26 protein-coding genes and 1 pseudogene are annotated in these 25,749 nt (G+C 53.1%); 13 read left to right on the forward strand and 14 right to left on the reverse strand.

The genetic code is table 11. From position 1 onward, the window contains the following. Positions 1-420: 420 nt before the first annotated feature. The 9 genes from ABF287_RS08645 (at position 421) to ABF287_RS08685 (ending at position 8,668) form a co-directional block, all read left to right on the forward strand. Positions 421-876 carry a universal stress protein gene (locus ABF287_RS08645; RefSeq protein ID WP_347184608.1) on the forward strand — a complete coding sequence of 152 codons (456 nt, stop codon included), beginning with the start codon at positions 421-423 and terminating at the stop codon, positions 874-876. Between the two features lie 128 nt (positions 877-1,004). Then, the gene (locus tag ABF287_RS08650; protein WP_347184609.1) at positions 1,005-1,568 is read left to right on the forward strand and encodes a NifU family protein; all 564 of its coding nucleotides are present in this window, start codon (positions 1,005-1,007) and stop codon (positions 1,566-1,568) included. 3 nt (positions 1,569-1,571) lie between these two features. Beyond that, entirely contained in the window at positions 1,572-2,000 is a 429-nt protein-coding gene (locus ABF287_RS08655; protein ID WP_347184610.1) for a GNAT family N-acetyltransferase, read from the forward strand. Positions 2,001-2,220: 220 nt separating this feature from the next. Then, positions 2,221-3,210 carry a BMP family ABC transporter substrate-binding protein gene (locus tag ABF287_RS08660; protein ID WP_347184611.1) on the forward strand — a complete coding sequence of 330 codons (990 nt, stop codon included), beginning with the start codon at positions 2,221-2,223 and terminating at the stop codon, positions 3,208-3,210. Between the two features lie 11 nt (positions 3,211-3,221). Beyond that, on the forward strand, positions 3,222-4,823 hold the full coding sequence (locus tag ABF287_RS08665) for an ABC transporter ATP-binding protein (protein WP_347184612.1): 1,602 nt from the start codon (positions 3,222-3,224) through the stop codon (positions 4,821-4,823). A gap of 1 nt (position 4,824) precedes the next feature. Continuing rightward, positions 4,825-5,919: an ABC transporter permease gene (locus ABF287_RS08670; RefSeq protein ID WP_347184613.1), complete on the forward strand. Its 1,095-nt coding sequence runs from the start codon at positions 4,825-4,827 to the stop codon at positions 5,917-5,919. A 2-nt stretch (positions 5,920-5,921) separates the two neighbouring features. Continuing rightward, on the forward strand, positions 5,922-6,884 hold the full coding sequence (locus ABF287_RS08675; protein WP_347184614.1) for an ABC transporter permease: 963 nt from the start codon (positions 5,922-5,924) through the stop codon (positions 6,882-6,884). 126 nt (positions 6,885-7,010) lie between these two features. Continuing rightward, on the forward strand, positions 7,011-7,922 hold the full coding sequence (locus ABF287_RS08680) for a sulfite exporter TauE/SafE family protein (protein ID WP_347184615.1): 912 nt from the start codon (positions 7,011-7,013) through the stop codon (positions 7,920-7,922). Beyond that, on the forward strand, positions 7,922-8,668 hold the full coding sequence (locus ABF287_RS08685) for a TIGR02186 family protein (RefSeq protein ID WP_347184616.1): 747 nt from the start codon (positions 7,922-7,924) through the stop codon (positions 8,666-8,668). Before ABF287_RS08680 ends, ABF287_RS08685 begins: the two co-directional genes overlap by 1 nt. Here the strand turns inward: ABF287_RS08685 and ABF287_RS08690 are convergent. The 4 genes from ABF287_RS08690 to ccrA form a co-directional block, all read right to left on the reverse strand. Next, entirely contained in the window at positions 8,665-10,206 is a 1,542-nt protein-coding gene (locus tag ABF287_RS08690; protein ID WP_347184617.1) for an AAA family ATPase, read from the reverse strand. The genes ABF287_RS08685 and ABF287_RS08690 overlap by 4 nt on opposite strands. Before the next feature lie 59 nt (positions 10,207-10,265). Then, positions 10,266-10,904 (reverse strand): acyl-homoserine-lactone synthase, encoded by a 639-nt coding sequence (locus ABF287_RS08695; RefSeq protein WP_347184618.1) that lies wholly within the window; start codon positions 10,902-10,904, stop codon positions 10,266-10,268. A gap of 164 nt (positions 10,905-11,068) precedes the next feature. Then, the gene (locus ABF287_RS08700; RefSeq protein WP_347184619.1) at positions 11,069-11,782 is read right to left on the reverse strand and encodes a LuxR family transcriptional regulator; all 714 of its coding nucleotides are present in this window, start codon (positions 11,780-11,782) and stop codon (positions 11,069-11,071) included. Positions 11,783-12,248: 466 nt separating this feature from the next. Next, the gene (ccrA, locus tag ABF287_RS08705; RefSeq protein ID WP_347184620.1) at positions 12,249-13,541 is read right to left on the reverse strand and encodes a crotonyl-CoA carboxylase/reductase; all 1,293 of its coding nucleotides are present in this window, start codon (positions 13,539-13,541) and stop codon (positions 12,249-12,251) included. Between the two features lie 364 nt (positions 13,542-13,905). Here ccrA and ABF287_RS08710 point away from each other — a divergent pair, with 364 nt between their 5' ends. The 3 genes from ABF287_RS08710 to ABF287_RS08720 all read left to right on the forward strand — a co-directional run bounded on the left by ABF287_RS08710 (position 13,906) and on the right by ABF287_RS08720 (position 17,727). Then, complete coding sequence (locus tag ABF287_RS08710) at positions 13,906-15,873, forward strand: protein meaA (RefSeq protein WP_347184621.1); 1,968 nt, start codon at positions 13,906-13,908, stop codon at positions 15,871-15,873. A gap of 61 nt (positions 15,874-15,934) precedes the next feature. After that, complete coding sequence (deoD, locus tag ABF287_RS08715) at positions 15,935-16,642, forward strand: purine-nucleoside phosphorylase (protein WP_347184622.1); 708 nt, start codon at positions 15,935-15,937, stop codon at positions 16,640-16,642. Positions 16,643-16,731: 89 nt separating this feature from the next. Then, positions 16,732-17,727, forward strand: a complete 996-nt coding sequence (locus ABF287_RS08720; RefSeq protein ID WP_347184623.1) for an aldo/keto reductase — start codon at positions 16,732-16,734, stop codon at positions 17,725-17,727. Positions 17,728-17,882: 155 nt separating this feature from the next. Here ABF287_RS08720 and ABF287_RS08725 read toward each other — a convergent pair whose 3' ends face one another. From ABF287_RS08725 to ABF287_RS08765, 9 genes are all read right to left on the reverse strand, one after another. Next, on the reverse strand, positions 17,883-18,662 hold the full coding sequence (locus ABF287_RS08725) for a succinate dehydrogenase iron-sulfur subunit (RefSeq protein WP_347184624.1): 780 nt from the start codon (positions 18,660-18,662) through the stop codon (positions 17,883-17,885). A gap of 11 nt (positions 18,663-18,673) precedes the next feature. Beyond that, positions 18,674-20,482 (reverse strand): succinate dehydrogenase flavoprotein subunit, encoded by a 1,809-nt coding sequence (gene sdhA / locus ABF287_RS08730; protein WP_347184625.1) that lies wholly within the window; start codon positions 20,480-20,482, stop codon positions 18,674-18,676. A gap of 12 nt (positions 20,483-20,494) precedes the next feature. Further along, complete coding sequence (gene sdhD / locus ABF287_RS08735; RefSeq protein WP_347184626.1) at positions 20,495-20,866, reverse strand: succinate dehydrogenase, hydrophobic membrane anchor protein; 372 nt, start codon at positions 20,864-20,866, stop codon at positions 20,495-20,497. Positions 20,867-20,881: 15 nt separating this feature from the next. Then, entirely contained in the window at positions 20,882-21,271 is a 390-nt protein-coding gene (gene sdhC, locus ABF287_RS08740) for a succinate dehydrogenase, cytochrome b556 subunit (protein ID WP_347184627.1), read from the reverse strand. Positions 21,272-21,520: 249 nt separating this feature from the next. Further along, complete coding sequence (locus ABF287_RS08745) at positions 21,521-22,291, reverse strand: DUF4344 domain-containing metallopeptidase (RefSeq protein ID WP_347184628.1); 771 nt, start codon at positions 22,289-22,291, stop codon at positions 21,521-21,523. 7 nt (positions 22,292-22,298) lie between these two features. Beyond that, complete coding sequence (locus ABF287_RS08750) at positions 22,299-23,330, reverse strand: MaoC family dehydratase (protein WP_347184629.1); 1,032 nt, start codon at positions 23,328-23,330, stop codon at positions 22,299-22,301. Between the two features lie 31 nt (positions 23,331-23,361). Next, positions 23,362-23,565: a DUF1737 domain-containing protein gene (locus ABF287_RS08755; RefSeq protein WP_347184630.1), complete on the reverse strand. Its 204-nt coding sequence runs from the start codon at positions 23,563-23,565 to the stop codon at positions 23,362-23,364. Positions 23,566-23,577: 12 nt separating this feature from the next. Then, positions 23,578-24,123: an NnrU family protein gene (locus tag ABF287_RS08760; RefSeq protein ID WP_347184631.1), complete on the reverse strand. Its 546-nt coding sequence runs from the start codon at positions 24,121-24,123 to the stop codon at positions 23,578-23,580. Positions 24,124-24,126: 3 nt separating this feature from the next. Next, entirely contained in the window at positions 24,127-24,996 is an 870-nt protein-coding gene (locus ABF287_RS08765) for a CoA ester lyase (protein WP_347184632.1), read from the reverse strand. A gap of 208 nt (positions 24,997-25,204) precedes the next feature. On the opposite strand from ABF287_RS08765, the gene ABF287_RS08770 reads away from it, so the two are divergent. Then, complete coding sequence (locus tag ABF287_RS08770; RefSeq protein WP_347184633.1) at positions 25,205-25,516, forward strand: hypothetical protein; 312 nt, start codon at positions 25,205-25,207, stop codon at positions 25,514-25,516. 41 nt (positions 25,517-25,557) lie between these two features. Here the strand turns inward: ABF287_RS08770 and ABF287_RS08775 are convergent. Further along, a pseudogene (locus tag ABF287_RS08775) lies at positions 25,558-25,749 on the reverse strand (sulfite exporter TauE/SafE family protein); the annotation flags it as partial.

Below are 25,749 nucleotides of genomic sequence, written 5' to 3' on the forward strand. Positions count from 1 at the left end.
TTGAGAGATGCCGTTTGGGGGTGTTCATTGTCGAAAATCCTGTGCGTTTTCCTTTACAAACACCCAGAAGAACACATTCGCAAATCACAATATGGTTAGTGCGCCGTCATTTTAAATTGATGTGTCGAAATGTGCCCAAATACTGCCTTTTGGCCCTGTGCACGAAAGAATAAAGCGCGACTGTCATAATTTAGGTTCATCGCGGAGGTATCCCTTTACACAAGCGAAAATTTCCGCTGATCCAGACCTTCCGCCCCGTTGGCTCTGGATATATTCGCGTCGACCGTCCCCTCGATGCAGCCTGAGGCACCCTCGTCTCCCCATCGAGGGTGTTCTTTTGCTTAGAGGCTTGCACTGGCGCATGACCTCAGCCATCATTGCGCAAAGTGCTGTAATATCAGACAGTATCAGGGAGTGATCATGCGTAAATTTCTTGTGATTTTAGATGACAGTCGCGAGTGCCTGAACGCGATGCGGTTTGCTGCGATGCGCGCGGCCAAATCGGGTGGTGGCGTGACAATCTTATCTGTGATTCCCCCAGATGAATTTAATCACTGGATCGGCGTCGCCGATATTATGCGTGAAGAAGCGCGCGAACGGATCATTGTGCACTTCGAAGTCTTCGCCAAATGGATGCGCGATCGCCAAAACATTGACCCTGAATTGGTGATCCGTGAAGGCGAAGCGGTCACTGAAATCCTTGCTCAAGTCAAAGAAGATCCAGAGATTGGAGTTCTCGTTTTGGGCGCCGGCACAGAAAAGAACGGGCCGGGTCCGTTGATCACCTCGATGACCAAACAGGCAGGCTTTTTGCCAATTCCGATGACATTGGTGCCCGGAGACCTGTCAAAAGAGCGGCTTGAGGCAGTCACCTGATCCTGACGACGTTCGTTTACAGTGCAACAAGCGTTTTGGCCGATGGTTTTCAGTTTAGAACCATTCCAAATATTGACTTTTCCGCATCAAAGGCGCATATCCGACTAACGCAGTAAGGAAAGCCGATCATGTTTATTCAAACCGAATCCACACCGAACCCCGCAACGTTGAAATTCCTTCCGGGTCAAACCGTGTTGGAAGCAGGCACTGCTGATTTCACAACTGCAGAAGCGGCGGCATCGTCCCCATTGGCCCAACGCATCTTTGCTGTTGGCAATGTCTCAGGCGTGTTTTTCGGTACCGATTTTGTGACTGTCACCAAAGATGAGGCCACAGACTGGGATCACATCAAACCCGCTTTGCTTGGCGCAATCATGGAACACTTCCAATCCGGCGCGCCGGTGATGGAAGGCGAAAGTGGCTCACACGCGGGCCACGCGGCCCACGACGGCCCTGACAGCGACATTGTGGATCAAATCAAAGAGCTATTGGACACGCGCGTGCGCCCTGCTGTGGCCCAAGATGGTGGCGACATCACCTTTCACGGCTTCGACAAAGGCGTTGTTTTCTTGCATATGCAAGGCGCTTGCGCCGGTTGCCCATCATCAACACTGACGCTGAAAATGGGCATCGAAAACCTGTTGCGTCACTACATTCCTGAAGTGCTCGAAGTGCGCCCCGTCGCGGCTTAACCCATGACCGCTGCGCTCTCCCATGCGGATCTCGCAGCGCTGCATACATCGTGTTTTACAATGCCCCGCCCTTGGTCCGAGACCGAGTTTGCGGGGCTTTTGTCTTCTTACGGCGTGTTTCTTGTCACCGGAGACGGACCATCGTTTGCCATGGGGCGTGTGATTGCCGGTGAAGCCGAATTGTTGACCCTTGCGGTGAACCCTTCGGGTCAGCGACACGGATTTGGACGTGCAGCGCTTGCACGCTACGAAACCGAAGCGCGCACGCGTGATGCGGAAGCTTCTTTTCTTGAAGTCGCCGCCACCAACACACCCGCGATCAATCTGTATCTATCGCACGGGTATACCGAATCTGGTCGCAGACGCGGATATTACACCGCCGCTGATGGCTCCAAAATCGATGCGCTGGTTCTCTCTAAGCTCTTGGATTAGGCGTAACCTCACGTCAACTCGCCCATGTTTTGGCAAAGTTCGACCGAATGACGACCATTTGGTAAAATTATTGTTGACCCCTCCATCGCAACGCGCCCTAATTCAAAGGTGAACAGCCAAGATCTGCTCGTGGCTGTGGATATGTGAATCAAACATGTCTTAATAATTTCCGGACACGCATTTAACGCAGGTCCCAATATAAACACTATGGGAGAAGACCATGACCCTGATGAAATCCTTTATGGGCGCTGCCGCCACATTGGCGCTGACAGCCGGCGCTGCTTTGGCTGAACCTGCGATCATTTACGATCTTGGCGGAAAATTTGACAAATCCTTTAACGAATCTGCGTACAACGGCGCTGAGCGTTGGGCAAAAGAAACAGGCGGCACCTACCGCGATGTTGAATTGGCTTCAGACGCGCAACGTGAACAAGCGCTGCGCCGCTTTGCTGAAGGCGGGTTTAACCCCATCGTGATGGCAGGCTTCTCATTCGCGACAGCTCTTGAAACTGTTGCTAAAGACTTCCCTGACACAAAATTTACCATTGTTGACATGGTTGTCGACGCACCAAACGTCCGCTCTGTTGTGTTCTCTGAGCACGAAGGCTCTTACGTCGTGGGTGTTGCAGCAGCTTATGCAGCGAAAGGCGACACAGTTTCCTTCGTCGGCGGCATGGACATTCCGCTGATCTCACGTTTCGCTTGTGGCTACGCGCAAGGCTTTAAATCCGTGAAACCTGAAGGCAACGTCATCGTCAACATGACAGGTACAACGCCTACGGCTTGGAACGATCCGGTAAAAGGCGGCGAACTCACACGCGCGCAAAAATCTGCTGGTTCTGAAGTTGTCTTCGCGGCAGCAGGCGGCACTGGTCTTGGTGTGCTTCAAACAGCCAAAGACGAAGGCATGCTCGCCATCGGTGTGGACAGCAACCAAAACTACCTGCAGCCAGGCACTGTTTTGACATCTATGGTCAAACGCGTGGACAACGCTGTGTTTGAAGCTTTCTCACAAGGCACTGAACTTGAAACTGGCTTCAACGTTATGGGGCTTGGCAACGGCGGTGTAGGTGCAGCTATGGACGAATTCAACGCACCTTTGATGACAGCGGAAATGACTGCGGCCATGGCCGATGCAGAAGCTAAAATCATCTCGGGTGAAATCGTTGTACATGATTACATGTCCGACTCTTCCTGCCCAGCTTACTAAGGCTGGCACAAATGGTTTCAACAACCCATCAGGGGCGGCAGACATCTGCCGCCCCAGTTGCCTCCGAACCGCTAGCGATTGAGCTGCGCGGTATCTCCAAAGCATTTGGCCCCGTCCAAGCGAACAAAGACATCTCGATTTCTGTCCGCAAAGGCTCGATCCACGGCATTATCGGCGAAAACGGCGCTGGGAAATCCACACTCATGTCGATCCTTTATGGCTTTTACAAAGCCGACAGCGGGACGGTGCTGATCGACGGTCAAGAAGTGCAGATCACCGACAGCCAAGCCGCGATCGCCGCCGGCATCGGCATGGTCTTTCAGCACTTTAAACTTGTTGAAAACTTTAGTGTTTTGGAAAACGTCGTACTGGGCGCCGAAGAAGGCGGGCTGCTAAAACCATCGCTTTCCAAAGCCCGCAAGCTGCTCAAACAGCTGTCCGACGAATACGAACTTTCCGTCGATCCAGACGCCTTGATCGAAAATCTCTCTGTTGGTCACCAACAACGGGTCGAGATCCTCAAAGCGCTGTATCGCCAAGCTGATATTTTGATTCTTGATGAGCCCACAGGTGTTTTGACACCTGCAGAGGCCGATCACCTGTTCCGCATTCTGGACGGACTGAAAGAACAGGGCAAAACCATCATTTTGATCACGCACAAGCTGCGCGAAATTATGGACGTCACAGATTCCGTGTCCGTGATGCGTCGTGGTGAAATGACGGCCACGGTGAAAACTGCAGACACCTCCCCCGAAGAATTGGCCGAGCTGATGGTCGGACGCAAAGTATTGCTGGAAGTTGACAAAACACCCGCAAAACCAGGCGCCCATATTCTAGAAGTCGAAAACTTGACGGTTGTGGACGACCACGGCGTCACGCGCGTGAAGGGCATTGATCTGAACGTGCGCGCGGGCGAAATTTTGGGCATTGCTGGCGTCGCCGGAAACGGCCAGACAGAACTGTTAGAAGTGCTTGGCGGCTATCAAAACGGTACAGGTACGATCCGTTTGAATGGCACAGAATTGGATCTCACAGGCAGCAAATCCGACGGGCAATCGCGCCGTGCACGCGGCATCGCGCATGTGCCAGAAGATCGTCACGACGAGGGTCTGATCCTTGAGTTTGCCGCATGGGAAAACATCATATTCGGCTATCACCATGATCCAGAGTATCAAAAAAATTCGTGGATTATGGACAATGCCAAGATCAAAAAGATCGCTCACGAAAAGATGGAGCGGTTTGACACACGTCCACTGAACGAATTGTTGGAAGCCAAAAGCTTTTCAGGCGGTAACCAACAAAAGATTGTTTTGGCGCGTGAAATCGAACGCAATCCCGACCTGCTTTTGATCGGCCAGCCGACGCGCGGCGTCGATATTGGCGCGATCGAGTTTATCCACCAACAAATTGTCGCACTGCGCGATCAAGGCAAAGCGATCTTGCTGGTCTCTGTCGAACTTGACGAAGTTCTGTCTTTGTCAGACCGCATCGCAGTGATGTTTGACGGCAAAATCATGGGTGAACGTTTGCCATCTGAGACAGATGAACGTGAACTTGGCATGCTCATGGCGGGTATCAATAACGGCGCTGATGGCGCAAGCGAGGACGCGTAACATGCAAGCAATGCCGAAATGGGCGGACGCCGTCCTCATTCCTTTGTTTTCAATTTTGCTCGCCTTCTTTTTCTCTGGCTTGACGATTTTGGCCATTGGCAAAGATCCCGTTGTTGCCATTCAAACCATGGTGCAGGGCGCTTTTGGGTCGACCAATGGGTTGGGATATACGTTGTATTACACCACCAACTTTATCTTCACTGGCCTTGCCATTGCGGTCGCCTATCATGCGCGGCTGTTTAACATTGGTGGTGAAGGTCAAGTGATGCTTGGCGGGCTTGGCGTCGCACTGGTCTGTCTGGCGATTGACTGGCCGCACTGGGCGCTTGCCTTGCCTGCAGCGATGGTTGGCGGCGCGGTGTTTGGCGCGGCGTGGGCATTTATTCCCGCCTATTTGCAGGCCAAACGTGGGTCACACATCGTGATCACCACCATGATGTTCAACTTTATCGCCTCGGCTTTGGTTGGGTATGTTTTGCTGAACTTCCTCAAAGTTCCAGGATCGATGTCGACCGAAAGCGCGGGCTTCCCAGTAGGTGCGCATCTGCCCACATTCCACGATATGCTGGCGCCTTTGGGGATCGAGTTTAACAAGAACTCGCCTGCCAATATATCGTTTTTGATCGCGCTTTTGGCCGCCTTCGCCTTTTGGGTGTTGATCTGGAAAACCCGCCTCGGGTTTGAAATTCGCTCATTTGGCGCCTCTGATACGGCCGCGAAATACGCTGGTATCAACCCAGTGCGCATCACCATCATTGCGATGATGATCTCTGGCGCGCTCTGTGGCTTGATGGCAATCAACAACGTCATGGGCGAGGCGGAACGCCTGATCGACAACGCGCCTGAGGGCGCTGGGTTCATCGGCATCGCCGTGGCGCTTATGGGACGCAATCACCCTGTCGGCATCGTGTTGGCGGCGCTTTTGTTTGGCTTTTTGTACCAAGGTGGCGCTGAGCTAAGCTTTTGGGAGGCGATCCCGCGCGAATTGGTCGTTGTGATCCAAGGTCTTGTGATTATGTTCACCGGCGCGCTCGACAACATGGTACGAGCCCCTCTTGAAAAATTGTTTGTGCTGATGCGCAAGAAGGAGGCGTGATCATGGATTACATCACCATCCTACAAATCCTCGACAGCACCATCCGCCTTGCCACACCGCTTTTGTTGACCTGTCTTGCGGGTCTGTTTTCAGAACGCGCGGGCATCGTTGATATCGGCTTGGAAGGCAAACTCTTGGCAGCGGCATTCATGTCTGGAGCCATTGCCTATGTGACAGGTTCTATCTGGCTTGGCCTTTTGGCTGGTATCGCCGCATCCCTAACCTTTTCAATGCTGCATGGGTTGGCGTCCATCACATTCAAAGGCGACCAATTGATTTCCGGCGTTGCGCTCAATTTCCTCGCGGCAGGCCTAACAATTGTGATTGGCCAAAGCTGGTTTGCTCTTGGAGGCCGAACACCGCCCCTGTCCGGTGCTGGGCGCTTCGGCGAATGGAACCTACCGTTTTCAGATGCGATGGCGAAAATCCCTGTGATTGGCCCGGCCTATGATGAACTGATCTCAGGACACACGGCCCTCACTTACGTTGCGCTATTGGCGGTGCCTTTGTCGTGGTGGGTTTTGTACCGCACCCGTTTTGGGCTGCGCTTGCGCGCTGTGGGGGAAAACCCAAGCGCGGTTGATACCGCTGGCATTTCGGTGGTGAAATTGCGCTACATGGCGCTTGTGATTACAGGGATCCTTTGTGGTCTCGCAGGAACGTATTTGGCGTCTTTGGCGGCCGGATTTGTAAAGGACATGTCTGCGGGGCGTGGCTATATCGCGCTTGCTGCGTTGATCTTTGCCAAATGGCGACCTTGGTATGCCCTGAGTGCCACATTGCTGTTCGGTCTTTTGGAAGCAATCGGCAACCGCTATCAGTCGATTGCCATCGGCGACTTTGTGATTCCTGTGCAATTCATGCAGGCGCTGCCGTATATTTTGACTGTGGTTATTCTGGCGGGATTCATTGGCAAAGCCATTCCACCGCGCGCAGGCGGCACCCCTTACGTCAAAGAACGATAATCTCAATAACTGCTATCCATAGAAATGCGAGCCAAATGCTCGCATTTCTTATTTTACGGGGTCTCAGTATTTGACGTGGCCTCAAATACATTGCATCCATAGGCACCCCATCTTTGAGAACCCGCCATGCAAATTTTTCTACCTATTGCTGAAGTTTCGGTGAATGCCTTTGTCCTTTTAGGACTTGGCGGTCTTGTAGGAGTCTTGTCTGGCATGTTTGGCGTTGGCGGCGGATTTCTCATCACGCCGTTGCTGTTCTTTGTTGGCATCCCACCTGCCGTGGCCGTTGCGACATCTGCAAACCAGATCGTTGCATCATCTGTCTCTGGCGTGCTCGCCCATTTCAAACGAAAGACCGTTGATCTTCGAATGGGCACGGTGCTGTTGATCGGGGGCCTGATCGGCGCCGCAATCGGTATGCAAATTTTCAACATGCTCAAAGCTATGGGCCAAGTCGATCTGCTGGTAACGCTTTGCTACGTGGTGTTCTTGGGCATCATTGGCGCGCTTATGTTCGTAGAATCCTTGCGTGCCTTGCGCCGCGCCAAGGGGCGTCCGGGTAAAACCCGTGAGCGGACCAAGCACACATGGGTTCACAACCTGCCGTTCAAAATGAAATTTCGGGCCTCTGGTCTTTATATCTCCGTCATTCCACCTGTCGTTGTTGGGGTTGTGGTTGGGATGCTCGGCGCGATTATGGGCGTCGGCGGCGGCTTTATCATGGTCCCTGCGATGATCTATATCCTTGGCATGCCGACAAAAGTCGTCATCGGAACATCCCTGTTCCAGATCATTTTTGTAACTTCTTTCAACACCATGCTGCACGCCTATACAAACCACACAGTGGATATGATGCTGGCCCTGATCTTGCTCGTGGGCGGTGTGATTGGTGCGCAAATTGGGACGCAGATCGGGCTGAAACTCAAGGCCGAGCAGCTGCGCATCATGTTGGCGCTGCTTGTGCTCAGTGTTTGTCTCAAATTGGGCTTGGATCTTTTGATCCGCCCAAGTGAGCTGTTTTCGATTGGGATCCTATAATGCGTCAGCTGGTCCTCGCCATTGTGCTATTGGTGCTCCCCTTGATGAGCGCCCAAGCCGAAGAAGTCGTCGCTGATCTCAGCCAATCCCGCGTGTCCATCACGTCAAATTTCGACGGTTCTGAAATTTTAATTTTTGGCGCGGTCAAGCGTGAAGACATCATTCCTGAAGACAGTGAGCTGGATATCATTGTCACGGTGATGGGCCCGCGAAAAATGGAAACAATCCTGCGTAAAGCACGTCGCTTTGGCATTTGGATCAATGTGGAGTCCGAAAGACTTGGGCATGCCCCAAGCTTTTACAGCGTCGCGAGCACACGCCCCTTGGAAGACATCATTATTCCTATGATGGATTCTCTTTGGCAAATTTCAGCGGATGAGCAGATTTTGAGTGAGCGGCGCGGTCTGCCTGCGCGCGAAGCGCTTCTCAGAATTCGCACCGAAAACGGTCTTTACCGTCGCTCCAACGAAGGTGTGACGCTGAACTCTGAGACCTTGTTCAACACATCCATCGCACTGCCGGCCAACCTTGTCGAAGGCGAATATACGACGCGGATTTTGCTGGTACGTGACGGCATGATTTTGGACGACTACCGTACAGCAATCGAAGTGCAAAAAGTCGGCATCGAACGTTGGCTCTACAATCTCGCCTACGACAACGCCATTTTGTACGGCCTCTTGTCGCTGCTTTTGGCGGGCCTGTCTGGCTGGGGTGCGTCGGAAATTTTCCGCCTCATACGTCGCTAAAGCAGCGTATCACTGCCCTGCATTTCCAAGGTTAGAGGCCCAGCCTCAATCGCTTTGAGATCGCGCACCGTCAACGGGTTTTCTGGCTTGGCCAGTCGCGCGCGCGTGACCCAAAACAACCGCTTTTCAGCACGGGTGATCGCAACATAAGTCAAGCGTTTCCAAAGCGGAATTCCTGCTTCCATGCGCCCTGCCCTTGAGGCTGCGAAAATATCAGGCGCGAACACCTGTACGTTTTCCCATTGAGACCCCTGCGCTTTGTGAATGGTCACTGCCGCGCCATGCAAAAAGGCCGCGCCCATGCGCGCCGCAAAGGGAATAAAGGGCTCTTCTTCGTCAGGGAATTCAATCTTAACGATCGAAGCCGCTGAAATATTCGGGTCTTGTGCGCCCATCACGTGCAAGCGCGAAAATCCAGGCTTGCGTCCAGGTCCAAGATAAACAACCTGCGCACCTTTGATGAGCCCGCGCGCTTCAAGGTCGAGACGCTTTTTGCGATGTTTTGCAGGCAGCTCGATCCCGTCACAAATTAGGGGTTCACCCGCCAAAAGCTCGTCGGCAGGTGCGCCATAAACGTTGCGAAAGGCTTGGATCAAACGGATACGGGTCGCGTTGCGCCACACCAATGCAGGGGATCGCGCCATCAAGTCGCTTTCCACTCGCTGGGCGTACACCACACGGTCATCCGACTTTGCAGCGTCTTCGACCATGCGTTCAAAGTCGTTATATCCAAGCTGCGGATCGGCCAAAGCATGCGCCAAATCCAAAATGGGACTGTCGTTTTCTTGCCTGTGAACACGGCTCAAAGTGTGCACGGCAGGTGCGGGCAGCTCTTCAAACACCATCGACCCCGCCTGATTGACAGGGGCAAGTTGCGCAGGATCACCAAACAAGACCAGCGTCGGAAAGATGTCTTGCAGGTCTTGGAACTGCTTTTTGTCGAGCATCGACGATTCATCGATAAACCCAATATCCAGCGGATCTTCGCGGCGCTTCCAGCCGGTGATAAAATCTGAACCACGCAAACCCGCAGCCGCCAAAGCGCCGGGAATCGACTTATTGTTTTGATAAAACGCAAAGGCGCGATCCAATGCATCTGGACCAATGCCTTCGACTTCGGGACGATCCGCCTCGCCTGCGAGCCATTCCGCGATTTTTTCATAATCTGGGTCATAAACCGGCGTATACAAAATGCGGTGGATTGTCGTTGCCGGCACGCCGCGGTTGCGCAAAACCGACGCCGCTTTGTTGGTCGGCGCCAAGATCGCCAATGTGCGGCGATCAGGACCTTTTTTGCCCTCATAGTCGCCAGACACGATATCGACGCCAGCCTCATCAAGCGCCTTGTACATCTCAGAAAGCAAAAGTGTTTTCCCAGATCCAGCCTTACCAATCACGGCACGGACGTGTGATTGCCCCTCCTCGATTGGCGTGATCATTCCATTGTCGAGATCCACCCCGACGCTTTTTAAAACGTCGCTGATGGCATCAAAGGCTTCGGCCTGATCGTTCGAAAATGTAACAGCTGAATTTGACATGCGCAGACCCTATAGGGACTGCGCAAAAGGTGCCAGAGAGATTGAGTGCTTCGCCCAATTCAGGCGTGCGCGCGCATCTGAGTTTGATCGATTGGGGCAAAAGCGCGGCGCAGCCATGCTTTCGATGTGCCACGGTCGATGCCAAGCTTTGCAAGTGTCGGTGCGAAGGCGTCTTTGCGCATTTCCCAAAGGCCAACACCAACTTCGTCCCTGCCTTCTCCGGCACGACCAATCACGTCAGGCGACAGCCCCATAAGGCGGTAAATACGTTCCATGCGAGGATCAAAGACCCCGACGAAGTGATCCAGTTTGAATTCATCCATGACTTCGCCAGCACCGACGGTGAGCGCAGCAGTGATCTTGCGATCCGCACCGGGGGCCAGACAAAAACGTGTGCATTCCCAAATCAGCGGGCTTTCAATGCGAACGCCATCGGTGAGGTGCGAAAAGTGATCGTTGACCATCGTACGGCCCGTGGTTGGCAAAAAACGCATCGAACCGCCGTGGGTGCCATTTTGGTTTTCCCAGATCACATAAAGCGGGTTCATGTCATCGTATTCGTCGCGCTCTTCACCGGCTTCATTCACATGCACGGCCCATCCGAGCCGGTTCTTAAACTGGTCGGCACGATCTTTGAACATTGTATCGTGCAAGAGAGGGAAGAGGTGAAGGGAATCGCCGTAAATGTAGTGCAGCATGTGTAGCTCCTATGACCGTTCGTTGGTCTAGAAACTAAACAGCAGGCGTAACGACGGGCTGTTCACACCGTGCGCACGCACTATCAAGCTATGTTGCAAACGCGCGCGCAACGGGTAAATCGGCGCAACACCTTGCCGAAAAGCCCTGCAAAATAGCGCCGCGTTTAAACGATGATTACACCTGTCGACAAAGCGCGTGCCACGGCGTGGGTGGTGTTGAGCGCGCCGAGCTTGTGCCGCGCAGCCTCGATATACACGCGCAAAGTATGCTCAGATATACTCATTTCCTTGGCGGCTTGGGCGCGTGAAAGCCCTTTCGCAAGGTTGGCAATCGCCATTGTTTCTCGAGGCGATAGGCTTGGCGTTGGTTGTGCGTCTTCGCCTATCTCAAATTCGAGCGCCTTTTTGTTAAACTCATGGCCTGCGATGATCAGATCCCGCCCATGCGTTTCGATAAATGCTTCCCAGTCCTCATCAGTCGTCGTTTTGTTGAGCGTGAAAATTGCAAATTGCCCGTGCGGGCCGCGAATAGGAATGGTGTAGCCTTGATTGCCAACTCCGAACTCAATGGCCTCCAACAGAAGTCCTTTGGCTGCTTTCGACGACCAGTCCAACTGTTTCCAGTTCACGGGCGTAAAACGTTGGAAGCATCCGAAAATCACGGGATCCATGCGCAAGTAGTCTTTTTCAAGATAGCGATCGACCCATTCAGACGAATAGGTCCCTGCGCCAAATCGCTCCCCAACACTGTTCACCCAATGATAAACAACATGTTCCAGCTCAAGGATATCTCGCAACGTTTCCGTCGCGGTTTGAAACTCTTCTAATGTCTTAACTTGCTGGATGACCTCCAGAAAGTTTTCTAAAGTCAATTTCATGCGTACTTGCCTGATCTAGCGGAGTCTCGTCCCCTTTGTTGGCAAGTTCAATGGCCACTACTACGCTGGCATCTGACAGATGTTCAGCAGTCGCAGGCATTCCATTGAGCTCGGCAAAGGTCCGAAGGTCTGTAAGTACATCAAGTATCCAATCGTTTCGCATGTAAAGCCTCATCCGCAGGAGTTTCTGTTGTTAGATCAACTTTAGCATGTGAAATCGCCATCGAGAATTCGCGGATTCACCCTCCCCCAAAATAGCGAGGTCGCGAATTTTAAGAATATGTTTTATATAAGTATCCGAAAGTATTGGGAAAAAATTTGAGCATTGGCGTGAGTTTTCCGGACATGGCCAACTTCGCGGGCTCTTTCGCCACCACAACTTCAAGTTGCGCAAACGACACACAGTAGAAAAACGTTGGGCCCGCACAAAATGCAGGCCCAACGCTAGAATTTAGACATGGTGGCGTTACGTGCGTGCGCCAGCCTCGATCACATCTTCGAATGTCTTCAAACCAGATTTTGGCGCTTGCACCAAAACGGCCATATTGCCAGGCAAATGATTGTTGCTCCGCATTTTGATATGGGCTTCAGGAATTTCATCCCACGTCAGAACTTCCGACATACACGGATCAATAAGACCTTCGCACATAAGCCGGTTGGCTGACGCGGCCTGTTTGAGGTGGGCAAAATGTGACCCTTGAATGCGTTTTTGATGCATCCAAATGTAGCGCACGTCGAACGTACAGTTGAAACCTGACGTACCCGCACAGATCACGATCATCCCGCCCTTTTTGCAAACGAACGACGATACTGGGAAGGTTGCTTCGCCAGGGTGTTCAAACACCATGTCAACGTTGTTGCCTTTGCCGGTGATGTCCCAGATCGCTTTGCCAAACCGGCGCGCCTCTTTGAACCATGTCGCATATTCTGGCGTGTTCACCGTGGGCAGTTGGCCCCAACAATCGAAATCTTTGCGATTGATCACGCCTTTCGCGCCCAAAGACATCACGAAATCGCGCTTGTCTTCGTCAGAGATCACGCCGATCGCATGTGCGCCCGCCGCCTTTGCCAATTGGATCGCATATGAGCCAAGCCCACCGGACGCGCCCCAAACCAAAACGTGTTGTCCCGGTTTGATGTCATGTGGTGCGTGACCAAACAACATGCGGTAAGCCGTTGCGAGCGTCAGCGTGTAGCAAGCACTTTCTTCCCAAGTCAGATGCGACGGGCGCTTCAAAAGCTGTTGCGCTTGAACACGTGTAAACTGCGCAAAGGATCCATCTGGCGTCTCGTAGCCCCAGATCCGCTGGGTCGGTGAATACATAGGATCGCCGCCGTTGCATTCTTCATCGTCGCCATCATCCTGATTGCAATGGATCACAACTTCGTCGCCGACTTTCCAGTTTTTCACCTTCGATCCGACTTTCCAAACGATCCCAGACGCATCAGACCCCGCGATGTGATAGTCGGCGCCGTGCACGTCAAAGGGTGAAATTGGCACGCCGAGACCAGCCCAGACACCATTGTAGTTCACACCAGCCGCCATCACGAGCACAAGCACCTCATGCGCGTCAATTTCAGGGGTGTCTACAACTTCGACTTGAAAGCTTTTGTCAGGTTCACCGTGGCGCTCACGTCGGATCGCCCAAGCGTACATTTGCGATGGGACATGTCCCATCGGAGGGATTTCACCCATCTCGTACAAGTCTTTTTCAAGTGCAGCATACTGAGCCGATGTGCCCATTTCATCTAGCGCCATGTCAGTCTCCTCTTCGTCCTTACGGTGCCAAAACACGAGGTTTGGCGGGATCTTCGCGTTGGTTTTCGCGAGGCTTTTCACAATGCCGCGACGCAGAATCGCGGCCTCTCCGCCTTAGCGATACGGTCCACAAAGTAACTTTGCAACATTTTTGTTGTATTTTTTGTAATTTAATAACCCATTGAATGCGAAATTTCGGCCAAAATTTGAAATTCAGAAACAGACGTCAATCGCAAAACCAAATCAAGTATTTATAAATACACAGTAAAATTGATTTTCTGCGGTGCAAAATTTCATATTGGCTTATTATTCCAATTTTGGTACAATTGACGAAATTTAGTTTCAACTCGGATGAGGCCATACAATGACCCAAGCCCAAAAAGACAGACCTTGGCTGTTCCGGACCTACGCGGGTCACTCAACAGCCAAAGCGTCGAACGCCCTGTATCGTGGCAATCTGGCCAAGGGACAGACAGGTCTATCTGTTGCGTTCGATTTGCCCACTCAGACCGGCTACGACAGTGATCATGAACTCGCCAAGGGGGAAGTCGGCAAGGTCGGCGTGCCGATTTCGCATTTGGGTGACATGCGAATGTTGTTTGACAGCATCCCGTTGGAACAAATGAACACATCGATGACCATCAACGCCACCGCCCCGTGGCTCTTGGCGCTGTATATTGCGGCGGCCGAAGAACAGGGTGCCGACATTTCCAAGCTGCAAGGCACGGTGCAAAACGATATCGTGAAAGAATACCTGTCACGCGGCACATATGTGTGTCCGCCGCGCCCGTCGATGCGCATGACGACTGACATCGCTGCCTACACGCAAAAACACATGCCCAAATGGAACCCGATGAACATCTGTTCCTACCATTTGCAAGAAGCCGGTGCGACGCCAGAACAAGAACTTGCCTTTGCATTGGCCACCGCGATTGCCGTGCTGGATGACCTTAAAGGCAAAGTACCATCAGAGGCCTTTCCTGCGATGGTGGGGCGCATTTCGTTTTTCGTGAATGCAGGCATCCGCTTTGTCACCGAGCTGTGCAAAATGCGTGCCTTTGTCGAGTTATGGGATGAGATCACGCAAACGCGCTATGGTATCGAAGACCCAAAATTTCGCCGTTTTCGCTATGGTGTGCAGGTGAATTCGCTTGGACTTACTGAGCAACAACCCGAAAACAACGTCTACCGCATTTTGATCGAAATGCTGGCCGTGACCTTGTCGAAAAATGCGCGTGCGCGCGCTGTGCAATTGCCAGCATGGAACGAAGCACTTGGGCTGCCGCGCCCGTTTGACCAGCAGTGGTCCCTGCGCATGCAGCAAATTCTGGCCTATGAAACGGATTTGCTGGAATACGATGACCTATTTGACGGCAATCCAGCGATTGACCGCAAGGTTGCCACGCTTAAAGAAGGCGCCCGCGCAGAGCTGGATACGCTGGATGGCATGGGCGGTGCGATTGATGCCATTGAATATATGAAATCGCGATTGGTCGATGCCAACGCAGACCGCATTGGGCGCATCGAAGCAGGATCAACCACCGTCGTGGGCGTCAACAAATGGCTGGAAGGCGAGCCTTCTCCTCTGACCACAGGGGACGGCTCTATCATGGCCTCCGACCCAGACGCGGAAGCAGACCAAATCACGCGCCTGACCGCTTGGCGGGCAGCGCGCAATGAAGCAGCCGTGCAAAATGCCCTGAAGGATCTGCGCGATGCTGCTGCATCGGGTGCAAACATTATGCCACCGTCTATTGCAGCGGCCAAAGCGGGGGCAACAACAGGCGAATGGGGAGCGATGGTGCGCAATGCATTTGGGCAGTATCGTGGGCCAACGGGTGTGTCGCAAAGCACGTCAAACCGCACCGACGGGTTGGACGATATCCGCGAACAAGTTGCACGCGTGTCTAAAACACTGGGCCGTCCGCTCAAATTCTTGGTCGGAAAACCAGGCCTTGATGGGCACTCAAACGGCGCTGAACAAATCGCAGCACGCGCCCGCGATTGCGGGATGGACATCACCTATGAAGGCATTCGACTGACGCCAACGGAGATTGTTGAAGCGGCGCGACGCGACGATGCGCATGTCGTTGGCCTGTCAATTTTATCAGGGTCTCATATGCCGTTGATCGCTGATTTGATGGACATCATGAAGGCAAGTGATCTGTCTCACATCCCTGTTATTGTCGGCGGCATTATTCCCGAAGCTGATGAAAAGGCTTTGCTCGAAATGGGCGTCGCGCGCGTCTATACCCCCAAAGATTTCGAGCTTAATCGCATCATGTTCGATATCGTTGGCCTTGTTGAACCGGAGCTTGTGAGCGCGACGTAACCCCTAGCGCGTGGGAATTTCGGAGTTATAGTCAAGGCAACTTCAGACAAAAGGTGCCATTATGCCAACTCCACATATTTCTGCAGCTAAGGGCGACATCGCCGAAACTGTGTTGCTGCCCGGCGATCCATATCGCGCCAAGTGGGCGGCCGAGACGTTTTTGGACAACCCAAAACTTGTGAACGAAGTCCGCGGGATGTTTGGGTTTACAGGGACTTACAAAGGCAACCCTGTGACCATTCACGGGTCAGGCATGGGCATGCCATCCCTGTCGATTTATGCCAACGAATTGATCACGGAATACGGCGCAAAGACACTTATCCGCATCGGGTCATGTGGCGCGATGCAAGAAGACATCAAAGTGCGTGACGTGATCATTGGTATGACTGCCACCACCCTGTCCACGCCGTCACGTGGTATTTTCAAAGACATCAACTTTGCGCCTTGTGCCGATTTCGGTCTGTTGGAAAAAGCGGTCGCAGCGGCCAGGGCCAAAGACACTGCAACGCATGTCGGCAATATCTATTCATCCGATGTGTTCTATGACGAGCGCCCTGATTTGAATGAAATCATGATCCGCCATGGTATTTTGGGCGTCGAGATGGAAGCCGCCGAACTGTACAATTTGGCAGCCCGTCACAGCGTGCGCGCACTGGCTGTTTTGACTGTGTCAGACCATCTGATCACACATGAAGCCCTGCCATCGTCAGAGCGCGAGAGCTCATTCGGTGATATGGTCGAAATCGCTCTGCAAGCCGCCTTTGCATAAGTGAACCTTTGGCACAGCCAGCCTATGAACTAGAATACAAGGGTCGCCCAAGGGGCGGCCCTTTTTATCAAAGATATTTGGAGATCCCCATGACGATGCCAAAACGGAAATTGGGCAAAAACGGCCCCGAGGTGAGTGCGCTTGGGCTTGGCGCCATGAGCTTTGCAGGCTTCTTTGGTCGTGCCGATGATGAAACCAGCTTGGAAACCCTCGCGGCTGCTGAAGACGCGGGCATCAACTTTTGGGACACCGCCAATATCTACGGCATGGGACGATCAGAAACCGTTATCGGCCGATATTTCAAAGAGGTTGGGGCCAAAACCAATATCACCTTGGCCACGAAGGCGTCGATCGTGCCTGGCCCACCCCGTTCGATCAACAATGAGGCAGGGTATATTCGGGGTGAACTTGAGGGCTCGTTGAAGCGTCTCAATCGTGATCACGTTGAACTGTATTACATCCACCGCCGCGAACAAGATCGCCCCATCGAAGAGGTAGCCGAACACATGGGCAAGTTGATCGAAGAGGGGCTGATCGGCGGTTGGGGACTGTCAGAAGTTGCGCCCACCACCATTCGTCGCGCCCATGCGGTGACGCCAGTGCGCGCGGTTCAAAGTGAATATTCGCTGTGGTCGCGGGAGCCTGAGCTGGGTGTTTTGCAAACGTGCCAAGAACTTGGCATCGCTTTTGTACCCTTCTCGCCGGTTGGCCGTGGCATCATCAGCTCCGTTGATCTCGACCCGCCAAACTTCGAAAGCCATGATTTCCGCAAATCAAACCCACGCTTTATGGAGCCAAATTTCTCCGCCAATATGCAGCATGTCCACGCTCTACGCGATTTCGCGGCCCGCAAAGGCGTTACGGTCACTGCACTCGCAATTGCGTGGTCCATGAAGGCGAATGACATGGTCATCCCTATTCCGGGCACACGCACCAAGGAACATCTGCAAGACTGGTTGCCCGCGACGTCCATAACGTTGAGTGCTGATGATTTGGCTGAAATTGAGCAGATCATGCCAGTCGGCTGGGCGCATGGTCCGCGCTATGGTGATGCGCAGGTGATCGGGGTCGAACGGTTCTGTTAAGCCCCAACGCGCCAAGCACGGGCCGCTCTTTTACTGATGGGCGGCCTAACCCCCTGAGGTCTTAGGGACAGAAAAAAGGCCCCGCAACTGCGGGGCCTTTTCATTCGATTGAACCAAATTAGGTCTGTCTTCCAACGACTGTGAGACCCAAAGCCTTAGTGTGCGCGTTCAAGCATCATGCCTTTGATAGACGCGATCGCTTTCGCTGGGTTCAAGCCCTTAGGGCATGTTTTGGAACAGTTCATGATTGTGTGGCAACGGTACAGTTTGAACGGATCTTCCAACTCGTCCAAACGTTCGCCAGTTGCCTCATCGCGGCTGTCAATGATCCAGCGGTATGCGTGCAGCAAAGCTGCTGGCCCGAGGTATTTGTCGCCGTTCCACCAGTATGATGGGCAAGATGTGGAACAAGACGCACACATCACACATTCATACAGACCATCAAGCTTTTTGCGGTCTTCAATGGACTGACGCCACTCTTTCGCTGGACGGTTTGTCTTGGTCTCAAGCCACGGCATGATCGACGCGTGTTGCGCGTAGAAGTGCGTGAGGTCTGGGATCAAATCTTTGACCACAGGCATGTGCGGCAGAGGGTAGATTTTCACATCGCCTTTGATCTCATCCATGCCGTAAATACAGGCCAGAGTGTTGATGCCATCGATGTTCATCGCACAAGAACCACAGATGCCTTCACGGCAAGAGCGGCGGAACGTGAGCGTTGCATCAATTTCGTTTTTGATCTTGATCAGCGCGTCCAAAACCATCGGGCCACATTTGTCCATATCGACAAAATACGTGTCCACGCTTGGGTTTTTGTTCTCGTCCGGATTGTAGCGATAGATCTGAAACTTGCGCACATTGGTCGCGCCCTCGGGCTTCGGCCAAGTTTTGCCTGTCGTGATCTTGGAGTTCTTAGGCAGTGTAAGCTGTACCATGGGTGATCTCCTTAGAAGGTCCGCGCTTTGGGCGCGATTGTTTTGAGGCTGATGCCGCCTTCTGCTTCAGTGGACAAAGGATCTTTGACCACGTCGCGGTGAGACAATTCAACTTTGTTGCCGTCGACATGTGCCACAGTGTGCACACGCCACGCTTTATCGTCACGCTCTGGGTAGTCTTCGTGCGCGTGCGCGCCGCGAGACTCTTTGCGTGCTTCGGCGCCAACGATGGTGGCCATCGCGTTTGGCATCAAGTTGGCCAGTTCAAGTGTTTCCATCAGATCAGAGTTCCACACGAGGCTGCGATCGGTGACCTGAAGATCACCCATTTTGCCTGCGATGACTGTCATCTTATCAACGCCCTCTTTGAGCGTCTTATCTGTACGGAACACAGCCGCGTCAGCTTGCATTGTTTTTTGCATCTCAAGACGCAACTCAGCTGTTTTGATCGCACCGTTTGCATTGCGCAGACCGTCGAAACGATCAAAGGCCGCATCAATAGAAGCTTGGTTGAGCACTGGGTTCGGCGCATCCGCGTCAACAACTTTGCCAGCTTTGATCGCAGCTGCGCGACCAAACACCACAAGGTCGATTAAGGAGTTTGACCCCAAGCGGTTCGCACCGTGGACAGAAGCACAGCCCGCCTCGCCCACAGCCATAAGGCCAGGCACAACCGCGTTTTGATCTTCGGCAGTTGGGTTGAGAACCTCACCCCAGTAGTTTGTTGGAATGCCGCCCATGTTGTAGTGCACTGTTGGCAAAACTGGGATTGGCTCTTTGTTCACGTCCACGCCAGCAAAGATTTTCGCGGACTCGGAAATGCCGGGAAGACGCTCAGCAAGCGCTTCTGGTGGCAAGTGCGCCAAGTTGAGGTGGATGTGATCGCCCTCAGCGCCAACACCGCGACCTTCGCGAATTTCCATAGTCATGGAGCGAGACACGTAGTCACGTGGTGCAAGGTCTTTATAGGTCGGCGCGTAACGTTCCATGAAACGTTCGCCTTCGGAGTTGGTCAAGTAACCACCTTCGCCGCGTGCGCCTTCGGTGATCAAACAGCCAGAGCCGTAAATGCCGGTTGGGTGGAATTGAACGAATTCCATATCCTGCAACGCCAAACCAGCGCGCGCGACCATGCCGCCGCCGTCACCTGTACATGTGTGTGCAGATGTGGCTGAGAAGTAGGCACGACCGTAACCGCCTGTCGCCAACACAACCATTTTTGCATTGAAGATGTGGAATGTACCGTCGTCGAGCTTCCAGCAAACAACACCCTGACATTGACCGTCTTCAGACATGATCAAGTCGATGGCGAAGTATTCGATGTAAAACTCAGCGTTGTTTTTCAAAGACTGGCCGTAAAGCGTGTGCAAGATCGCGTGACCAGTCCGGTCGGCCGCGGCACAGGTGCGCTGAACGGGGGGACCTTCGCCGAATTCGGTGGTGTGACCACCGAAAGGACGCTGGTAGATTTTGCCTTCTTCAGTGCGCGAGAATGGCACACCGTAGTGCTCAAGCTCGTAAACCGCCTTGGGCGCTTCACGGGCGAGATATTCCATCGCATCTGTATCACCAAGCCAGTCAGAACCTTTGACTGTGTCATACATGTGCCACTGCCAGCTGTCTGGCCCCATGTTACCCAAAGACGCCGCGATGCCGCCTTGAGCCGCAACAGTGTGCGAACGGGTTGGGAAAACTTTGGTCACACAAGCTGTGCGCAGGCCCTGTTCGGCCATGCCGAGGGTCGCACGCAAGCCAGCGCCACCAGCGCCGATCACAACGACGTCGTAGTCGTGTGTTTCATATTCATAAGCTGCTGCCATGGGGTGTGCTCCTTACAGCGCGAGTTTAACAAGGCCAAACAGGCCTGCGGCGATCAAAGTGTAGGACAGCATGTTCACAGCAATGATTGTGAACTTGCGTTTGATCCCACCCACATAGTCCTCGATGAGAACTTGCGCGCCGTTTTTGAAGTGAATGAGGCCAACAACCAATGTGAGGCCTGCGATGATAGAAGGATAAGGCCGGCTGTATGTCGCCAGAACTTCTTCGTAAGTGCCGCCCAGGGCATTGCCGAAAGACAAGACGAATAATGGGATGAGGATCAACAACGCGATAGACGTCGTGATCATGTGCCAGTGGTGCTCGGGGCCGGATTTGGCCGCGCCAAGACCTACTGCGCGTTGGCGATCAGTGCGAAAAGACATATTCTGCGCGCTCCCTTATGTGACGATCATTGTGAGGAATGTCAGAACAGTCGCACCGATCAACATGGCCCAGCCAAGTTTCTCAGAGGTTTCAACGTTCAAACAGTAGCCGAAGTCCCACGCGAGGTGACGCAAACCGCCGCCCAAGTGATACCAAAGCGCCCAAGTGGATAGGAAAAAGACCAAGTCGCCAAACCAAGAGCGCAAAAAGGCGTCGGCTGAGGCAAAGCATTCCGGTGATACGGCTGCGGCAACAAGCCACCAGACAATCATCACGGTGGCAACGATCAAAGCGTTACCAGTAATGCGTACAAGAATAGATGACATCGACGTCATCTGGGGACGATAGTATGTCCCGATCATAAAGGGTGACAGAGGGCGGTTGCCTCGGTTCACATCAGCCATGGCGAATTCCTTTCACGAATGATGCGGTGACGGTTCTTACGTGTTGTAACAAGTTCTTCGCCAGAGTCATCCATTGTCAGCGCTAACGAACAATAAATTTCAGCACATTCATGGCAAAACAGTCAAAAACTTACCATTTGTGATCACAAATTTTTCGTCGTGATCACAAAATGCGGTCACAAATTTTCTGACGATTTTAGTATACTTTAGCCAGCCACGCCACTGCACCAAGTCAGCGACAAAGCTGCCTTAAAGCGCAGGCGCCATATCCGCCAATGAGTCGCCATACTCCGTGCACACCGTCAGCGTCGTATTGTTTGGGTCATAAAACGCGTTCGCTTCACCGCAGGGCGCCACTTCGACAGTCAATGGGCTCGACAATTGGAACCCAGCGTTAAAGGCCTCGACCTCGGCCTTGATCACTTGGCTCGTCAAAGCCCCTGATGGCGTGCTGTCGTCAAGCTCTCCGAGTTCCATCGAGGTGCCGCCGCCGTTGGCCGCGATATCGTCCAAGACACCGCCCCAGCTGTCAGCGGCCAATTCGAATTCTTCCTCGCAAGTTTCTGCGCGTTCTTGTGGGAGACCCAACTCTTGCGCAACATCATCGCGCTCTTCAGCATCCGCCCCGTAGAACAGGCATACGAGCGTATAGTAGCGTTGCAAATCAGGTCCATGCGTATCCCAAAACGCGGGTTCTTCACCCGTTTCGGCTTGTTCGTCCGCGTAGCCTAAAAAACCATATGCCGCGTCATACGTGATTTGAACCGCGGTCTCTTCGTCATAAAAGGCATCGATCAACACGACGGACAACACGTCTGCGGCATCTTCTTCTTGTCCAAACACGGGCAGCTGTTCGATATCAATCAACGCATGGCCAAGCTCATGATAGAACGTCGCAATAAGATTGCTTTCCACGAACCCGACCACAGTGTCTGGGGCATCAGACGCAAGGTCGGCCTGCGCAGGGGCAGATTGATTTACAAAGACGGCGGCAATTGCGGCAAAAATAAATTGCTTCATGCCCATATCAAAGCGGCATGAGCACCCAGTAATCAAGATCCAAAAGCACGTCAGGATGATATTTTCCATCATCCCCTTTCAGAGCGAAATCTGGCGCACCGTCTTTCACCGCGACAAGCCGCAATCGCACAGCGCCAACACCTGGTGCGCGCGTATCAGCCTTATCCAACACTTCCGACCAGGCCCGCACAGTATCACTTGCGAAACACGGATTGGCATGCGCCCCGCCGTTGATCGCAGCAATCATCTGCGCATTCGCCAAGCCATTGAAAGACAAAGCCCGCGCCATGGAAATCACATGACCACCATAAATCAGTCGCTTGCCATCTTCGCGGTTGGTCGCGTCAAAATGCACTTTTGCGGTATTTTGCCAAAGCCGCGTTGCCATCATGTGTTCAGCATCTTCAATCGTCACGCCATCAACGTGATCAATCTTTTCACCAATCTCGTAATCAGCGAACCTGTGCTCTTCCCCCGCCAGCGCAAAGTCATAGCGCAGGAATTCAAGCCCTTCAGGCAATGACAGCGTGCTTGGATCCACAACGCCTGACAGCTGCGGAATAACAGTTTCGGGCGCGGGGGCTTCCAAATCACCTTTGCGCACCATCACCCAGCGCACATATTCCAACACAGTCTCACCGTGTTGATTAAGCCCTTTGGTGCGCACCCAAACCACACCCGATTTGCCGTTGGAGTTTTGTTTGACCCCGATCACTTCGGACACGGAACGCAAGGTATCGCCAGCAAAAACCGGTTTTAGAAACCGCCCTTCCGCATAACCAAGATTTGCAACAGCATTGAGCGACACATCGGGAACCGTTTTGCCAAACACCGTGTGAAACGCAATCAAGTCATCCATCGGCGACGCAGGCAATCCGCAGTCATGTGCGAACTCATCAGATGAATACAATGCATGACGTGCAGGATAGAGCGCATGGTAAAGTGCACGCTCGCCCCCAGACAAAGTCCGCGGCACCGCGTGTTCGATCACTTGTCCAACCGCGTAATCCTCGAAAAAACGTCCTGCATTGGTCTTCATCTGTATAAGCTCCGTGGTTTAAGAGCCCCCGCTAGAGGACTCCTAATTTTACATCGCGGTCGTATTCACCACCTGCGACTTTGGTAACAGCTTGGGCACAGCGCATGGTGCCATTCGCCGCGTCATATGCGTAGGCAGGATCTCCGTAGAGCTCCCACCCTTTGCTCAGAGCTTCCGTCACCTTGTGACAAAACTCTGACGTGTCGTCGGCGGTCAAAAGTCGATATGCATGCATCGAAAGTACTCCTTAACCCCAAGGTGTGGCGCCAAGCCACGCATGAACGCCCATGACAACAATGGTCAAACCCGCAGACCCCACGACTGCTTTGATTTCGTTGCCCGTGTTGACCGCAGGTGCTGGCTCTGGTTGCTCGCCGCTGCGCTTTAGCACGATCACAGTCACCACAGCCCAAGCCAACATGCCGCCGAAAAGCAAGATGTCTTCCAAAGCGCCATTCACCAAAAGATGCGCAAAGGCCCAAACCTTAACGGCTGTCAGCTGTGGGTTCTTAATTTTAGATGTGATCCGTGTTTTCAGGCCGCTTGCCGCAAACAAGTAGAATGCAAACAGCATCAAAAGGTTGTTGATGCCCGCAAGAGGCGCAGTGCGTTCCCAAAAAACCGGTCCGCTTGCACCGCGATATCCGATGACCATCAACACAATCGCAAGGATCGATAGAATGGCCACAAGACCGCGGCCTTTGTCACCAAGATTGGCCCGCGCATCAGGCGCAAGCCGTTTGAATAGATGTGCGCCGCTCCATAGCAGCACCCCGAGAATAATAAGGATCATGGCTTACTCCATTGCTGAGATCGCGCGCGCCTTTTCCAAAGTGGCCCGCGCCGTAACAATATGAAGATTTTCTACGATCTTACCATCCACAACTGCGACGGCCTCTCCTTTTGCCTCGCAAGCCTCAAAAGCAGCAATCTGGCGTTCAGCCAAATCGATCTCGCCTGCACTGGGCGCGAAGGCAGCATTGGCAGTGGCCAACTGCGCAGGGTGGATCAACGTTTTGCCGTCAAATCCCATGTCGCGCCCCTGCTCGCACTCATTTTTCAGACCATCGTCGTCTTTAAACGCGTTGTACACGCCGTCCAGCACCACAAGCCCGTAAGCCTTGGCAGCCAACAAAGCCAAATGCAGCCCCCCCATCATGGGCAAGCGGTCTGCACGAAAACGCGCGTTTAGCTCTTTCGCCAAATCATTTGTGCCCATAACAAACCCCGCCATACGCGGGTGCGCTGCAATCTCGGCTGCGTTCAACATCCCAAGCGGCGTTTCCATCATCGCCCAAATTGGCACATCAGGAATGGCCTGCGCCAAGGCTTCAACCATCGCGGCGCCTTCAACCTTTGGCAGCAAAATACCGTCGATATCTGCCCCAACAAACGCGGCGACATCATCTTGGCCCCATTGCGTATCAAATCCATTGACTCGTACAATTTTTGCGCGCACCCCATAGCCCCCTGCTGCGATCGCTGCCTTCAACGTCTCACGCGCCGTGTCTTTTTCTGAAGGCGCGACAGCGTCTTCAAGGTCAAACAAGATCGCATCACAAGCGAGACCCTTGGCTTTTTCCAAGGCGCGTTCTTTTGCACCCGGAATGTAGAGCGCTGATCGGTAGGGACGTGCTGCTGTGGAAGTCTGGACTGCTTGGGTCATTGATTCTTTTGCTCCGCAATATTGTTGCGCAATTAGTCACGTATGCGCACCATTACGCAACCCTTAAATTTCCGCACCGCAGAAAAAGTTAACGCAGTTAGGCACGCACACGCCGCTAGAGACCGCTGTATTAACCATTATTTGACCGCAACAAGAGGAACATAGCTGACAAATACGATGCACGGTTCTCGACACAAAAGGACATAAGATGACAGTTTTCTCACGCCTTCTGACCGCCTCAGCGTTTGTAATCATTGGCCTGACAACACCCGCAGCGGCGGAACTTCAATGCGCGAAACGCGATCAAGCCGTTGAGCAACTCACCCAGAAATTTGGCGAAGCGCGCCAGTCCATCGGCCTTGTACCGAACAGCGGTGTCTTCGAAGTTTACGCCTCAAAAGACACCGGAAGCTGGACCATTTTGGTCACGAATGTGCACGGAATGTCGTGCGTGGTTGCCTCTGGTCAAGCGTTTGAAACATTGGCAGCGGTCGCCGCTCCTGCAGGGGATGACGCTTAGCCAACATCGCCCGCGCTTGAGCAAAGCATCACGTCAAAGCATCAGGTCAAAGCGTCGAAAATAAGTTTCAATCCCGTGACGACCAAAAACACATAGGTCAGACCAAAGAACAGCTTTTCAGACATCTGTTTGTGCAAGTAAGCGCCGATCAGAACGCCAACGATGCCCGCAGGGATCAAGTATAGATCCGCGATGAATGTTTCCTTCGAAAAGATTCCAACTGCAAAATATGG

The sequence above is a fragment of the Pacificibacter sp. genome, assembly GCF_039769035.1.
Classification (GTDB): domain Bacteria; phylum Pseudomonadota; class Alphaproteobacteria; order Rhodobacterales; family Rhodobacteraceae; genus Celeribacter.